Origin of the sequence: Haloarchaeobius baliensis, from assembly GCF_052060055.1 — an archaeon.
Taxonomy (GTDB): domain Archaea; phylum Halobacteriota; class Halobacteria; order Halobacteriales; family Natrialbaceae; genus Haloarchaeobius; species Haloarchaeobius baliensis.
In genome coordinates, this window is the sequence record NZ_JBPPFR010000003.1 from 577,627 (window position 1) to 592,176 (window position 14,550).

Consider the following 14,550-nt stretch of genomic DNA (forward strand, 5'->3'; position numbering starts at 1 on the left):
AAAACTCGGCTCCGACCCGGTCCTCTCTCCGAAGCGAGTGGTCCGACCGTCGAGCGCAGTCGTCGACCCCGCGAAGAACACCTTACCAGCCCGATAATAAAGCGGGTAGCGGACCTCTCACCGATAGCGTGAAACCACCTGAATCGACGTCCCGAACGAGACGTACCGCTCTCAAGTCACTCGCATCCGCGAGTCTACTGGGGATCGCCGGTTGTCTCGGCGGATCGGACACCACGGACCAGCCCACGGACACCCCCGTCGATACGACGGGCCAGCCCACGACGGCGAACACCACCGACAACTCCTCCACCACCGAGAACGACCAGCAGGAGTCGCCGGAGATCGCGGAGTCGACGCTCGTCGACGACTTCGAGGACATCTCGAGGTGGGAGGTCGAGAGCGGCTCGATGCATCCCGACAGCGCACAGACGTACACGGGTTCGCAGTCGGCCCGTCTGGAACGCGACGACGGGCCGGTCGTGGTCTCCCGACCGGTCGACATCGACGCGTCCGCGAAGGACCTCTCGCTGGCCTTCCGGATGGAGTCGTCCGGCAACGCGGTGCCGCAGGTGAAGCTGTACGCCCCCGACGAGGCGAACTCGCTCGTCGTCGGCGAGGGCATCCGCGAGGGCTCCAGCGGCAACTGGTTCCGCCTCGACCTCGGCGCCCGCCGCGTCGAGGGCCTCCCCAACCTCGAATCCGTCGAGCGTCTCGAGATCCGCATCCGTGGCGGCGGACGGGACACCCGGTTCTGGGTCGACGACCTCCGGACCACCCCGTCTCCCGACCAGGGCTACGCGTTGCTGTTCTTCGACGACGGTCTCAGCTCGGCGTACGAGAACGCGTACCCCATCCTCGACGAGCGCGACATGCCCGCCGCTGCGTCGGTCGTCACCGGACAGGTCGGTGCCGAGAACCACATGACGCTCGAAGAGCTCGAGGAGCTGCAGTCCAGCGGCTGGGAGATGGTGTCGCACACGCACTCCCACCAGAACCTCCAGGGGATCTCCCGCGTCGAGGCCGAACGCGAGATCGTCAACGCAAAGGAGTGGCTCGTCGACAACGGCTTCGAGACCGGTGCGCAGTCCATCGTCTACCCGTACGGTGGGTTCAACAACGCCTCTGCCACCTTCGCGAGCCAGTACCACGACCTCGGGTTCCGCTACATGGACACCCTCAGCATCGGCTCCGGCCGCGTGACAGGGAACATGACCGCCTCCCGTGGCGACGCCAGCGACCTCGACACCGCGAAGAAGATGGTCGACCTCGGAAACCTCTACTCCGACCTGGAGCTGTTCACGTTCCACGAGATCGGTGGCCAGAGCCAGGGGCTGCAGATGTCGACGTCCGACTTCGAGGAGTTCGTCGACTACCTCGACGACAGCAACCTCGAGGTCATCACGCCGTCGACCGTCAAGAACCGGCTCCAGGCGAGGACGCCGAAGGACTAGCGCGCGAGCCCGTCCCGCGAGTTGCACCGTCTTCGACCGACCGACTGTCATCCCACCTTCCCACCTTCGAACATGACCGACCTCGACATCGACCCCGACGGCGTCCTCGCCGTCGACAAGCACAGACCGAGCATCGAGCGGACGGACGACCACCCACCGGATGCGATCCGCGAGCTCAGCAGCTTCCAGCGCGACGTGCTCTTCGTCGTCGCCGGTGCAGAGTCCCCCAGCGGACAGGAGATCAAGCGAGAGCTGGAGGCGACGACGATGGACATGGTCCTGCCGGGGCAGCTCTACCCGAACCTCGCCGACCTCACTGACCGGGATCTCGTCGAGAAGTACGCCAGGGACGGACGGACGAGCGCCTACGACCTGACGGCGGACGGCTCGACGGTCCTGGCCGAGCTCTGTCGCTGGCAGCTCCGTCGCATCCAGGCGGATGCCAGCCCGGTACCGCTCGATCACTTACCGTCCGTATAATAAGGGCCGCCCCTGCCCTGGGCTAGGACGATCACAGAGCCCATGTACCAGGGCGACACCATCGCTGCGGTTATTCCAGCGTACAACGAGGAATCGTTCGTCGGCGAGGTCATCGAGACCCTCCCGTCGTTCGTCGACCGAGCCTACGTCGTCGATGACTGTTCGACAGACGACACCTGGGAGGAGATAACCCAGCACGCGTCGGCGGTCAACGGCGGAGACCCACCACAGGCACCGCTCCCCGACGGCGGAACCGACCGGGGGACACAGGTCGTACCGATACAGCACGACCAGAACCGCGGCGTCGGTGGTGCCATCAAGACCGGCTACCAGCGCGCGCTCGACGACGACATGGACGTGACTGTCGTCGTCAGTGGCGACGGGCAGTCGGAACCGGACATCGTCGAGCGCGTCCTCCAGCCGGTCGTCGATGGAGAGGCCGGCTACGCGAAGGGCAACCGACTGCGCGGGGAGGACCGCGAGGCGATGCCGCGGTTCCGCCGCGTCGGCAACTTCGCCCTGACGTTCCTGACCAAGATCTCGAGTGGCTACTGGCGGTCGATGGACCCACAGAACGGGTCGACCGCCATCTCGCAGGAGGCACTCTCCACCGTCGACATCGAGGAGATGTACGAGGACTACGGCTACTGCAACCACCTCCTGGCGATGCTCAACGCCGAGAACGTGACCGTCGCCGACGTCCCCCATCGGGCCGTCTACGACGACGAGGAGAGCCACATCCAGTACCGGACCTACGTGCCACGGGTCTCGTCGCTGTTGCTCCGGAACTTCGTCGGTCGACTGCGCTCGAAGTACATGGGTCGGGAGTTCCACCCACTGCCGCTGTTCTACCTGTTCGGTGCGGCCGGCTCCGCGGCCGGGCTCCTCGCCCTGGCAAAGCGCGCACTCGACGGTGACGAGGGCGGTGTCGTCGCGCCGCTGGCGCTCATCGTCCTCGGTGTCTTCGGCATGCTCGCGGCGGCGGTCCTGGACTTCGAGGAGAACCGCGACCTCACGGTCCGGACCGAGGAACGGTAGCGACGCGTCGCGGGCCGGCTACCCGCGTTCGAACGGCGGTCAGTTCTCTTCTGACGTGACCAACCGCTCGTACAGTGCGCCCAGCGGGGGGACACCGTCGGCGATCCAGAGTCCGAACACGACGGTGAACAGGACGAGGTAGAGGGGGACGTAGACGCCGAGGTCGCCGTCCGCCAGCTGCACGAGGAACGCCTCGAGGTAGTAGGCGACGCGCTCGACGAAGCCGTAGTCCCGGGAGTAGCCCGACGGGTCCGACAGCGGCCAGACCACGCGACCGAACGGGTCCTCGACGCCGAAGGCCAGCCCGAAGAGCACGTCGCCGAGGAGGTGCGAGAGGTAGCCCACGCCGAAGGCCCACCCGAGTTCGTCGTGGTCGACGGCCGCGGCGACCAGCCCGGCGACCAGTACCAGCGGCACCGCGAGGAACAGCGAGTGCGCCACCCCGTAGCCGGTGGTGAACACCTCGAACGACCACGCGAGCGGTTTGTCGACCAGGTCCGGGAGCTGCGTCGCCAGCGCGAGCACCACCACCGGGAGGGCGGCCGGTGCCCGCCCGCGACGGAGGCGCGCGAGGACCGAGTAACAGAGGTAGCCGAAGGCGAGGTGTCCCCAGGGCCACATCGTCAGCTCGGGGCCTCGATCTCGGTCTCGACGCTCGATTCGGTGACGGTCACCCAGAGGCGGACCGACCGATACGCGTTCTCGCGCGTCGGGTTGTTCGGGGGTTCGCCCCGGTAGAGCAGGTAGACGACCCGGTACTCCCCGCCGGAGTCGATGGGGCCGAGCGAGTGGTCGAACCGGACCTGTTCGCCCGGCGCGACCGTTCGTTCGAACCGGTCCAGTCGCTGGCTCGACTCGACGCGGACCCCGCCGTCGGCCCGTTCGGCGCGCTGGAGCATCGTGACCACGGTGTACGTCTGCTGTTGACCCTCCTGGTTGGTAATGGATACGGAAACCGGCTCCTCCGTCCCGGACTGGATCGTGGTCGGCAGCGCCTCGACGGTATGGTTGCCCGACGCGTTCTCCGCGGTGATGGAGAGCTCGGTGAAATCCTGCCCGTCGGCCGGTGCCGCGTACGCGAACGCCGCAGTCGCGGGGAGCAGGAGGAGCGCCACGACGACGAGCCCTCGCAGGAGCTTCTCGGTGGTGCCCGACCGTCTGGAGCTCTGGCTGGCGAGTGTCCCACCACGACGCGAGTCGCGTGCGCCACGGTTCCCACGCCCCGACAGCGGGACGCCACCGCGGCGTTCCTGTTCGAGCATCGCCCGTCTGGCGAGCCCGATCACGGCCAGGAACAGCGAGAGTCCGGCGATTCCCAGCAGGACCGGACGGGCGCGGACCCCGAGCGGCGTGAAGTTGAGGACGAGCGCGACGAGCGGTGTGAGCACGGCACTGATGAGCATCGAGAGCACGAGCCGTTCCCCGAGGGGGATGCCGGCCTGTGCACGTCGGGCAGCGAGTGGATGCGCCGCGTCCCGACTCGTCGTCGACTCCTCGTACCGCTCCGGGTAGACCGCCGCCAGGAACACGTATCCGGGGACGAACAGCAGGAACGGCAGCGTGATGGCCGCGCGTGGGAGTCCCTGCAGTCCGACCACGAGGACCGCGGCCGGGACGAGGAGTGCCAGCGCGACAGCGAAGACGAGATCGACTGTCCATTCGAGAGAGCGTACTGCCATCGTGTCGGCGTTCGGCCGGTCGCTGCATAGTTACACGGCTGGTAGGCGCGCGCGGGCCCGGCAGGCGACGATTATGGAAGGGGTAGTCGCGGCACTCCTGCGACCGGCTGGACACCGCCTGCAGCCGGGGGGTCACGAGCATCCGTATAATGACAGCGCAATATCTAGTTCGGGCGTTCACTATCGTTGCAGCGACGTGCAACAGTTGATTTCAGCGTCCGAGGGGCCTGACAGTCCCGGGTGCCGAGCACTCGGTCTGTTCAGTATAAACCGGCCATAGAACGGCTCTAAACCCGTTCAAGAGTGTGAAAGAGTCTGCAACGACTTCTCCCCTTTATTTATCCCCCGGCTCTTGGGGGGAACAGAAGCATGATCGCAGACCAACCCGACGAACCCACGGACATGTCGACGGACTGCAAATCAGGCCCCGCGCAGACACGGCTGAGCCACGACAAGGTGTTCCACCTGCTACAGAACGAGCGACGTCGCCGCGTCATCAGGTACATCAGCGACAAGGAGGGCAAGACGGACATGCGCGACATCGCCGAGGCCGTCGCCGCCTGGGAGCACGACAAGACCGTCCGCACGCTCTCGTCCGACGAGCGCCAGCGCGTGTACATCCCGCTCTACCAGAACCACCTCCCGAAGCTCGACGAGGAGGGCGTCATCGAGTACAACCAGAGCCGCGGGACCGTCGAGCGGACCCCGCTCGCGGACCAGCTCGAGACGCACCTGTACGAGCGCGAGTCCGAGGACGAGACGGATGCCGACGACCAGGCGGACGAGCAGGAGGAGATGTCGACGCAGAACATCACGCTCGCCGCATCCGGTGTCTCGGCCATGCTCCTCCTCACGGCCGCGCTCGGGATCCCCGTCGTCTCCTCGCCCCCCGACCTGTTCTTCGGCACCCTGATACTCCTCGTGTTCATGGGTGCGGAACTGCTCCGGAACACGCCGCTGCCCTCGATCAGGTGACAGGGCGAAATCCGGGTTCCGGCGGACAGTACCGGGGTTCGTCTCTCGCGGCCACCGTCTCCACCGGAACGGCCTGCGTTCCACTTCCTCCCGATACCCAAAGTTGATACCCCGTCGGTTTAGTATTCACAGTTCAAGAAGTTCCTTATAAATCTCGCAACCAATATGCCACGCTCCAACGTCTCGGTGTCGCTGTTCCTCGTCTGTCTCCTCTCGCTAGCGATCTTCGGCGCCGCCGCGCCTGTTGGGGGAACCGAGTTCCCGCAGCTCGGCGCGAACGGCGGTTCGAACCCCGCGGCCGACGCTGCACCGTCCCAGGACGGGCCGTCGATACTCAACGTCACCACGACGGGCGAGGCCCACCCCAACGTCTCGTCGACCCGGTTCGTCTACTGGAGTGGACAGCAGGCCCGGCTGAACGTGACGGTCGCGCCCCCGAACGGGACCGTGTTCAGGGTCTGTGTCAGCAGCGACGGCTCCGACCAGGAGCTGGGGTGCGAACAGTTCGACGCCCAGAACGAATCGACCGTCAGTAACGTCTTCTATCTCGACGGCTGGCAGGTCGATCGAGCGATGCGGTCCAACTTCACCGTCGAGCTCCTCGAGGGGACCACCGTCCTCGACCAGCGCCGGATACCGTTCACCGTGATGCAGCCCGCCAGCGACGCCGACGAGGACGGGCTCGACAACGACGAGGAGGTCCTGCGGGGGACGAGCCCCTTCGAGGCCGATACGGACGGCGATGGCCTCCAGGATGGAGCCGAGGTCGACTCCCACGACACCGACCCGCTGCTCGAGGACACCGACGCCGACGGACTCCCCGACGCCGCCGAGGTGGACCGCAACACAGACCCCAGAGAGCCGGACACGGACAGCGACGGTCTGCGGGACGGCCCCGAGGTGAGCAACGGGACCGACCCGCTCAAGGCAGACACCGACGGCGACGGCCTGAATGACGGCATGGAGGTCGCCATGGGTTCGAACCCGCTGGTCGCCAACAGCGACGACGACGGCATCCCGGACGGGCGCGAGGTCGAACTCGGCCTCGACCCGACGAACATCGACTCCGACGGTGATATGCTGGACGACGACACCGAACGCATGCTGGGGACGAACCCGAAGAGCGCGCTGACCCCGGTGTACTTCGGTGTCGGTGGACTCGTCCTGCTGGGGGTGGTCGGTCTCGTGCTCCGGAGACGGGGCTGGAAGGCGGGCTTCCTGTGGACCCGCGGGGAACAGCTGTTCGCGCTCCCGGCGTGGGTCAGGAAGAACATGTCGGTCCGCCGGGAGCCCGTTCCCGACGCGGAAGCGACCGGCGAGACGACCGAGCAGTCGCCGGCTCAGCCATCGGCGGCCGACGACCAGCCCACGACGGAGGACGGTGACTCGCCAGAGGAGCGTACCACGCCGGACGACCGGATCTGGACCGACCGCGACGAGGTGCTCTCGCTCATCCAGGAGAACGACGGTCGCGTCAAGCAGCGGGAGATCGTCGAGCAGGTCGACTGGTCCGAGTCGAAGGTGAGTCGCACCCTCTCTCAGATGGAAGAGGACAAGCAGATCAGCCGCATCGAGATCGGCCGCGAGAAGATCGTCACCCTCTACGACGAGGAGCCGGACGTGTTCCAGACCGGCCCCGACTAGCTGTCGTTCGCGGCCGCATCGAACTGCCGCCTGGTCGCCTCGAAGTCGACCGTCGGCGCGGTCACCGTCGAGTCTATGACGACCCGCGGGACCGCCGAGAGGTCCAGACGCTGGACACTGCGAACCGTCTCGCGGAGTGGCCCGCTGTACGCGCCGTTCTCGACCGACTCCCCGAGATTCTCGGCGGAGTCGACGCCGGCAGCGCGAGCGAACTCGACCAGCCTGTCCGTCTGGGCCCACTCCTGTCGCTCCGGGGGTTGTCTGGCGAACACCGTCGCGAAGAACTGCCAGAACGCGTCCGGGTCGATCTCCCAGACTCCCAGCCCGAACCGTGTCGCCCGCGGTGCGTCGGCCCCCAGGAAGGGCTCGCCCTCGTGGTAGGCCAGCGAGCGGAACTCGATGGCCACGTCTCCCGTGCGGACGTACTCCTCCACGAGTGTCGGCAGGCGCTCCACGACGAACTCGGCGGTGAACGGACACTTCCAGTTCCCGTACACGGTCGCCGTCGGTGCCCCGGACGGGTCGCCCATGACGGCGTAGTCGTACGACGAGGGGTTCGACGGAAGCGGAACGGACTCCTCGAACACCCCGGGGTCGGCGCGCTGGACCGACTCGGTCTGTGTCTCCGTCGGCTCCTCCGTCGTGGGCTCCGGGTCGCCTGTCGTCTCCGTGTCGGTCCGCCGTTCTCCCGCAGTACTGGTCCGTGCAGCTGTCGGATCGGTACGCTCCGCCTCGGAGACGCTGTCGACGACGCTCGCACAGCCAGCGAGTGACGCCGTCAGGCCGATTCCACCGAGCCGGAGCAGCCTCCGTCGTGTCGAGTCTGACATCGGTCGAACGAGGAGCCACAGGTGCATTATTACCGGTCGGGTAAACCGTAGCAGCCGGCCAGACGGCGACCATCGGCCCCACCGGATGCTCGGCCAGCCGTCCATCTGCGGACCAGAGACCGTCTCTAATACATCTCTATGTGCTTCTTATCCCGAATATAGTAATGGACCGCTCGTGTGTTGGTCTGGTCATACCCGCGTCAAGCCCATCGGGGCGACAGCGTGCGGCACCCGAACACGTATGATAGACACCACAACCATCGAATCACGTCTGCTCGTCGACCAGCACCGACCGACCGAACCAGCCCACCGCGAACGCGAGGTGTTACGCTGAGATGTGTGGCATCATCGGGTGCGTCGGCACCGACGAGACCGTGCCGACGCTCATGGACGGGCTCAGCAACCTCGAGTACCGCGGCTACGACTCCGCCGGCGTCGCCGTCCAGAACGGGAAGGGGATCGCGACGTTCAAACGGTCCGGGAAGGTCGCCGAGGTGCGCAAGGCGCTTCCGGAGTCGCCGCCCAGCGGAACGGTCGGCATCGGACACACCCGCTGGAGCACCCACGGGCCGCCGACCGACCAGAACGCACACCCGCACACCGACCCCGAGAGTCGCGTCGCCGTCGTTCACAACGGTGTCATCGAGAACTACGACACGCTCCGGGCCGAGCTCGAGGCCACGGGCAACACGTTCGTCAGCGACACCGACACGGAGGTCATCCCGCACCTCGTCGCCCACTACCTCGATCAGGGGGACGACCACGAGACGGCGTTCCGCCGCACCCTCGACCGGCTCGACGGGAGCTACGCCGTCGCCGCCATCATCGACGGTGACGACACCATCTACTGTGCGCGTCACGGGACGCCGCTCGTCGTCGGCATCGGGGACGGGTCGTACTTCCTGGCGAGCGACGTGCCGGCGTTCCTCGAGCGAACCAGCGAGGTCGTCTACCTCGAGGACGGCGAGATCGCCCGAATCGAACCGGACGGCTTCTCCATGATGGACGTCCACGGCGACCCCATCGAGACGGAGATCGAGCACATCGACTGGGACCCCAAGGACACCGGCAAGGGTGCCTACGACCACTACATGCTCAAGGAGATCGACACGCAGCCGACGGCCCTCAAGAAGACGCTCGAGGGTCGCATCGAGCCCGAGACCGGCACCGTCTCGCTCGACGGGCTCGACCCCGGGCACTTCGAGGAGTTCGAGCAGGTCGACCTCGTCGCCTGCGGGACCTCGTACCACGCTGCCCTCTACGGCGCGAAGATACTGCAAGAGGCCGGTATCGAGGCCCAGGCACACCGTGCCAGCGAGTACGGCACCTCGTCGCAACTCGTCTCCGAGTCGACGCTCGCCATCCCCGTGACACAGAGCGGGGAGACGGCCGACACGCTGTCGGCGATGGCCGACGCGGCCGAGGCGGGTGCGACGACCGTCGCGGTGACGAACGTGATGGGATCGACGGTGGCGCGGCAGGCCGACGAGACGGTGTTCATCCGTGCGGGGCCCGAGATCGGCGTCGCCGCGACGAAGACGTTCTCCTCGCAGGTCGTGACGCTCCTGCTGCTGGCCCGACGGCTCGCCGAGGACATGGACGACGGAGAGCCACGGGAGGACTTCGACGAGGTCCTCGCGGCCCTCGACCGACTCCCGGACGACATCCAGCACGTGCTCGAGTCCTCCGACGCGCGGTCGGTCGCCCACAAACACATCGACAGCGACGCGTTCCTGTTCATCGGCCGGCACCTCGCCTTCCCGGTCGCCAAGGAGGGCGCACTCAAGTTCAAGGAGATCACCTACGAGCACGCCGAGAGCTTCACGAGCGGCCGTCTCAAGCACGGCCCCCTCGCACTCGTGACGCCCTCGACGCCCATCTTCGCGGTGGCCACGGGCGAGGTGCGCAGCAAGACGCTGACGAACGCGACCGAGGCGAAGAGCCGCGGCGCGCCCATCGTCCTCGTCACCGACGACTGCGATGCCAACGCAGACCTCGGGGACTACCACCTCGAGATACCGGAGACCCACGAGCTGCTCGAGGGACTGCTCGCGAACGTCCAGCTCCAGCTCGTCTCGTACTACGCCGCGAACCGCCTCGACCGCGAGATCGACAAGCCACGGAACCTCGCGAAGAGTGTCACGGTCGAGTGACCGTCGACAGCAGTGAACACTGAACTGTTCGGAGTGTTCGGTGACGCGACGGACCTCCGTTCGATCCGTGACACGGACACGTTCGACCGCGTCCTCGCGGGCCCGCGACTCGCCGTCGGTGTCAGCGACGAGGCGCTCGGACACCACGGCCGGACACGGGTCCACCAGACCGACAGCGGCTGCTGTGTCGTCTGGGGTGAGGCGTACCTGCCCGAACAGGACGCCGAGAACCCGGCGGCGTGGCTCCTCGAGCGATACCAGACCGACGGGGCCGACGCCGTCGGCGAACTGAACGGCTCGTACGTCGTCACCATCGACGTCGACGAGCAGCCCATCGTCGTCTCGGACCCGGTCCGCTCCTGGGAGTGCTTCCACACGGACGTGGGGGGCACGCGCGTCTTCGGGACCGACCCGACCGAGGTCGTCGCCACCGACCCGGACCCGACGGTCCACCGGCAGTCCCTGCTGGAGTTCCTCCACATGGGGGTCGTCCTCGGCGACCGGACGCTGTACGAATCGGTGGACCGGGTCCCGTTCGACGGCTACCTCACCGCCGACGCGAGCGGGCTCCTCGACCGGTTCGTCTACGAACCACGCCGCTTCGACTACGTCGACTCGCTGGCCGACCGACTCGAACGGGCTATCGACCGGCGGCGGTCCCAGCCCGGCCGGTCGGGCGTCCTCCTGAGTGCGGGTTACGACTCCCGACTGTTCCTCTCCGAGCTCGACGACCTGGAGCGATGCTACACGGTCGGCCGGCCGGAGAGCGACGAGGTCCGGATATCCAGCCGGATCGCCGACCAGTACGGTGTCCCGCACTCGGTCATCGACCCGGACGGCGGGTACATGAACACCGACGGCGACACCATCCAGTACGGAGGGAGCATCCGGGAGGCGCTGCACGTCCACCACGAGAACGGCGACGACGGGATGGCGGTGGATTCGGTCTACCACGGACTGCTGTTCGACACCTTCCTCTCTGCGCACTTCCGCCCCGAGCGGTCGACGGACGTGTTCGGTCTCTCCATCCCGCGCCGCGGGCTCGACCCGGACCCGGACCTCGCGGAGACGCTGCTGTTCGAGAAGTTCGGTTTCTGGCAGCTCGACGAGCTGCTCGAGTCGGTCGAGATGACGCTCCCGGAGGACAGCGTCTCGTTCTGTCGGGAGGCCCTGGAGGAACAGCGCGACAGGCACGCGCATCGCTTCGACTCAGAGTACAACGCCATCCCGATGGTCGGCATCCAGAACCAGCCGACCCTGTCGTTCCGGAACCACCTGGCGGACCAGTACGTGGAGTCGTTCGTCGCGGCCGACAGCGAGCTGCTGGCCTGGCATCTCCAGACGCCGCCGGAGCACCGGAGCCGTCAGACGTACCTGGACGCGCTCGAACGCGTCGACGACGACCTGCTCAGGCACAGGCCGCCGGACAGACCACGGAAGACGTTCCGCCGCAACCAGATCGAGAAGACCATCCGCCGCGCGGTACCCGGGGTGAAGTCGTTCGAGACCCCCTGGCCGGACCGCAAGGAGCACTACCGCAGGGAGCGCGTCGACGAGCGGTTCCTCGCCGACGCGCCGTCGGTCCACGACCTCCCGCCACGCGTGAAGCTCCGGTTCATGGACGTCCGCTGCTGGCTCAACGACCTCTCGGACAGCAGCGTCTCGAACCCCGTCACCCTGCTCGGGTGAGGGGCGGGACACGGGACGTCGTGTTCATCGCTACTTCTTCGAAGAACGAGGTCGACCGCCGGAGCTGCCTGTATCACCGTCCCCAGTCGGGGTGACTCACGACGAAGTAGCTCCCCCCACCACCGGTGGGCAACACGGGTACGCGTGCCTGGCGGGCGGGAGGCTGTCCTCGCGACGAGGTATACCGGGTGGGACGACTCACACCAGCAGCAACCGTGCGGGTGCGGAGCCGCACCTGTCGGGGCGCGTCTGAACAGCGGGAGGATGGCCGTGAACGACGAGTGTCCGTCTACTGCTTGGAAGGGGCCGCGCGGGAGTCCACGTCGGATGCATCGATGCCGACGCCGTGGTCCCCTACTCCTCCCGACGGCCTCGCCAGACTGCACCGAGAGCGAGCGTCGGGCCGAGGGTCAGCATCGTCGGGCCGATTCCCCACGAGCCGATCGTGCTGTGGAGTCGCATCTCGACAGCGTTCGAGTCGGTCGTCGAGTTGGTCGCGGTGGCGGTGCTCGACTGCGTGGTGGTCGGTGTCGACGTCGAGCTGGCGGTCGTCGTCGGCGTCGACGTCCGGGTTGCGGTCGGCGTGCTGGTCTGCGTCGGCGTCTGGGTTGCGGTCTGCGTCGGTGTCTGGGTTGCGGTCGGCGTGCTGGTCTGCGTCGGCGTCTGGGTTGCGGTCGACGTGCTGGTCTGCGTCGGTGTCCGAGTTGCGGTCGGCGTGCTGGTCGACGTGGGGGTGGCAGTCGCGGTCCGGGTCGGCGTCTCGGTGTCCGTCGGCGTCTCGGTGTCCGTCGGCGACTGGGTCGGGCTGCTCGTCCCTGTCGCCGTGTCCGTGGGTGACTGCGTGCTGGTCACCGCCTGGGTCCCGGTACCCCCGTCGGTCGGTGCCGTGGTGGCGGCCGGTGTCGTCGCGGTCTCGACGGTGGTCCCCTGGCCGGTGGGCGTCGCCGAACCGTCGCCGTCGTCCGAGTCGAGCAGCGGGACCCCGACCATCGCCGCGCCGCCGGCGGAGATGCCGATGCCGACGACGAACAGCACGATGCCGATGCCGAACAGCCACCGCTGGAGCTGCGAGCCCTCCGGACTACTGGTAGAGAGCCGTTCGATGACGGCGTCGGACCACTCCCCGAGCGGGTCCGTCAGCGACCGGAGGAAGTGGGTCAGCTCGGCGACGTCGAGCGCCCCCGTGAGGAAGGCGACCGTCGTGTAGGTCAGCAGCCCCACCGGGGGGACGACGACGAGCGCGAGCAGGTCCGGCGACACCGTCTGGGAGAGCCAGAGGATCGGGACCGCGGAGACGAGGACCGTCACGGAGGTCCGAACCGGGCGGATGTCCGCCAGCGGGTCGAACCCGATGCGTCGGGCGCTCCAGACGTGCAACAGCAGCATCGACCCGTAGGCCGTACTCGTCGCGACCGCGGCGCCGGTCGCCCCGAACCGCGGGATGAGCAGGACGTTGAGGACGAGGTTCAGCCCGGCCGCGACCGCGACCGAGACGACGAGCGACCGGAGCCGGCCGCTGCTCTGTCCGATGGCGAGTATCGGTCGCGCGACCGCGAAGCCGAACGCGCCGGGGAGGAGTATCAGCAGCGGCAGGATGCTCGAGGTGAACTCCTGTGAGTACAGCATCGGAACCACGGTGGGTGACAGGCCGGCGATGCCGAGCCCGAGGAGCGCGGTCAGCAGCACGGTGTAGCGCGTGATCCTGGCCGAGATTGCCTTGATGTGGGCGTACCGGTCGCGTTCGAACAGCCGGGAGGTCGACTGGAGCAGCACCGTCTGGAGCGCCAGCGGGACGAACCAGAGGAACTCGGCGAACAGCAGCGAGACCCGGTAGTACGCCGTGACGGCCTCGCCGCTGTAGAAGCGGAGCAGTATGACGTCGACGTGGTAGAGCGAGGTCAGGAGGACGATGAGCACGACGCTCAGGTTGTTGAACGTGAGCATCTCCCGTCGGGGGAGCCCTTCGCTCGACGACCACAGGACGGCCCCGAGTTCGACCTGCGTCGAGAGCAACACGAGTCCGACGAGTGTCACGACCACGCTGGTCAGGATGTGGCTCACCAGGACGCCGGTGACGCCGTACCCGAGTGCGACGAGGACGATGGCGCCGGTCAGGAACCCGACCTTGTAGATGACCCTGAGCGACTCCGAGTAGTGCTCCAGTTCGAACCCGAGCAGCCCGCGCTGGACGTACGCCCGGAACTGCGAGGTCACCACGAGGACGACGAGCAGGTTGAGGTGCAGGACGAGCTGGTCGCTCTGCAGGTAGCGACCGAGGATGCCGACGTTCGCGATGGCCCAGAGCACGGCCGCACCGAGCAGTGCCGCGACCGTGGCGTACCGCAGGTAGAAGCCGAGGACGCGCTCGTCCCACTCGGTCGTGTTCCTGTCCTCACCCAGGTACTTCCGGACACCGTCACTGACGCCGGAGCTCACGAGGGTCATGTAGAGGCTGAACAGGGAGAACAGGAAGACGTAGCTCCCGTAGGGCTTCGACCCCAGGAGGTGGACGAGGAACGGAGACACCGCGATCCCGAGGACGAGGACGAGCACCTTCGCGCCGACCACGAACGTGAAGCCGGTTGCGAGTTCCCTCGCCACACTAGCGCTC

11 protein-coding genes are annotated in these 14,550 nt (G+C 67.3%); 7 read left to right on the forward strand and 4 right to left on the reverse strand.

Annotated elements, in window-relative coordinates; translation table 11 throughout:
- The first annotated feature begins 128 nt into the window (after positions 1-128).
- The 3 genes from ACSG06_RS19625 (at position 129) to ACSG06_RS19635 (ending at position 2,969) form a co-directional block, all read left to right on the forward strand.
- The gene (locus tag ACSG06_RS19625) at positions 129-1,451 is read left to right on the forward strand and encodes a polysaccharide deacetylase family protein (RefSeq protein ID WP_440991988.1); all 1,323 of its coding nucleotides are present in this window, start codon (positions 129-131) and stop codon (positions 1,449-1,451) included.
- A 72-nt stretch (positions 1,452-1,523) separates the two neighbouring features.
- Positions 1,524-1,931: a PadR family transcriptional regulator gene (locus tag ACSG06_RS19630; protein ID WP_440991989.1), complete on the forward strand. Its 408-nt coding sequence runs from the start codon at positions 1,524-1,526 to the stop codon at positions 1,929-1,931.
- Positions 1,932-1,973: 42 nt separating this feature from the next.
- The gene (locus tag ACSG06_RS19635) at positions 1,974-2,969 is read left to right on the forward strand and encodes a glycosyltransferase family 2 protein (RefSeq protein WP_440991990.1); all 996 of its coding nucleotides are present in this window, start codon (positions 1,974-1,976) and stop codon (positions 2,967-2,969) included.
- A gap of 39 nt (positions 2,970-3,008) precedes the next feature.
- Here ACSG06_RS19635 and ACSG06_RS19640 read toward each other — a convergent pair whose 3' ends face one another.
- Together ACSG06_RS19640 and ACSG06_RS19645 are read right to left on the reverse strand one after the other, a co-directional pair.
- Positions 3,009-3,590 (reverse strand): metal-dependent hydrolase, encoded by a 582-nt coding sequence (locus ACSG06_RS19640; protein ID WP_440991991.1) that lies wholly within the window; start codon positions 3,588-3,590, stop codon positions 3,009-3,011.
- Between the two features lie 2 nt (positions 3,591-3,592).
- Positions 3,593-4,648 carry a DUF1616 domain-containing protein gene (locus ACSG06_RS19645; protein WP_440991992.1) on the reverse strand — a complete coding sequence of 352 codons (1,056 nt, stop codon included), beginning with the start codon at positions 4,646-4,648 and terminating at the stop codon, positions 3,593-3,595.
- A gap of 369 nt (positions 4,649-5,017) precedes the next feature.
- Here ACSG06_RS19645 and ACSG06_RS19650 point away from each other — a divergent pair, with 369 nt between their 5' ends.
- Positions 5,018-5,623 (forward strand): DUF7344 domain-containing protein, encoded by a 606-nt coding sequence (locus ACSG06_RS19650; protein ID WP_440991993.1) that lies wholly within the window; start codon positions 5,018-5,020, stop codon positions 5,621-5,623.
- Between the two features lie 165 nt (positions 5,624-5,788).
- Positions 5,789-7,267, forward strand: coding sequence for a helix-turn-helix transcriptional regulator (locus tag ACSG06_RS19655; protein WP_440991994.1), 1,479 nt, complete (start codon positions 5,789-5,791; stop codon positions 7,265-7,267).
- On the opposite strand, the gene ACSG06_RS19660 is transcribed toward ACSG06_RS19655, so the two are convergent.
- Entirely contained in the window at positions 7,264-8,097 is an 834-nt protein-coding gene (locus ACSG06_RS19660) for a DsbA family protein (protein WP_440991995.1), read from the reverse strand. The genes ACSG06_RS19655 and ACSG06_RS19660 overlap by 4 nt on opposite strands.
- 335 nt (positions 8,098-8,432) lie before the next feature.
- Between ACSG06_RS19660 and glmS the strand changes: the two genes are divergently transcribed.
- Positions 8,433-10,250: a glutamine--fructose-6-phosphate transaminase (isomerizing) gene (glmS, locus tag ACSG06_RS19665; RefSeq protein ID WP_440991996.1), complete on the forward strand. Its 1,818-nt coding sequence runs from the start codon at positions 8,433-8,435 to the stop codon at positions 10,248-10,250.
- Positions 10,251-10,262: 12 nt separating this feature from the next.
- Positions 10,263-11,939 (forward strand): asparagine synthetase B family protein, encoded by a 1,677-nt coding sequence (locus tag ACSG06_RS19670; RefSeq protein WP_440991997.1) that lies wholly within the window; start codon positions 10,263-10,265, stop codon positions 11,937-11,939.
- 354 nt (positions 11,940-12,293) lie between these two features.
- Here the strand turns inward: ACSG06_RS19670 and ACSG06_RS19675 are convergent, their stop codons facing one another.
- Positions 12,294-14,540: a lipopolysaccharide biosynthesis protein gene (locus ACSG06_RS19675; protein ID WP_440991998.1), complete on the reverse strand. Its 2,247-nt coding sequence runs from the start codon at positions 14,538-14,540 to the stop codon at positions 12,294-12,296.
- Positions 14,541-14,550: the final 10 nt, after the last annotated feature.

Excerpts from the sequence above, each read along its gene's own strand:
- ACSG06_RS19630 (WP_440991989.1), top strand. The coding sequence starts at position 1,524 with ATGACCGACCTCGACATCGACCCCGACGGCGTCCTCGCCGTCGACAAG.
- ACSG06_RS19635 (WP_440991990.1), top strand. The coding sequence starts at position 1,974 with ATGTACCAGGGCGACACCATCGCTGCGGTTATTCCAGCGTACAACGAG.
- ACSG06_RS19640 (WP_440991991.1), bottom strand. The coding sequence starts at position 3,590 with ATGTGGCCCTGGGGACACCTCGCCTTCGGCTACCTCTGTTACTCGGTC.
- ACSG06_RS19645 (WP_440991992.1), bottom strand. The coding sequence starts at position 4,648 with ATGGCAGTACGCTCTCTCGAATGGACAGTCGATCTCGTCTTCGCTGTC.
- ACSG06_RS19650 (WP_440991993.1), top strand. The coding sequence starts at position 5,018 with ATGATCGCAGACCAACCCGACGAACCCACGGACATGTCGACGGACTGC.
- ACSG06_RS19655 (WP_440991994.1), top strand. The coding sequence starts at position 5,789 with ATGCCACGCTCCAACGTCTCGGTGTCGCTGTTCCTCGTCTGTCTCCTC.
- ACSG06_RS19660 (WP_440991995.1), bottom strand. The coding sequence starts at position 8,097 with ATGTCAGACTCGACACGACGGAGGCTGCTCCGGCTCGGTGGAATCGGC.
- glmS (WP_440991996.1), top strand. The coding sequence starts at position 8,433 with ATGTGTGGCATCATCGGGTGCGTCGGCACCGACGAGACCGTGCCGACG.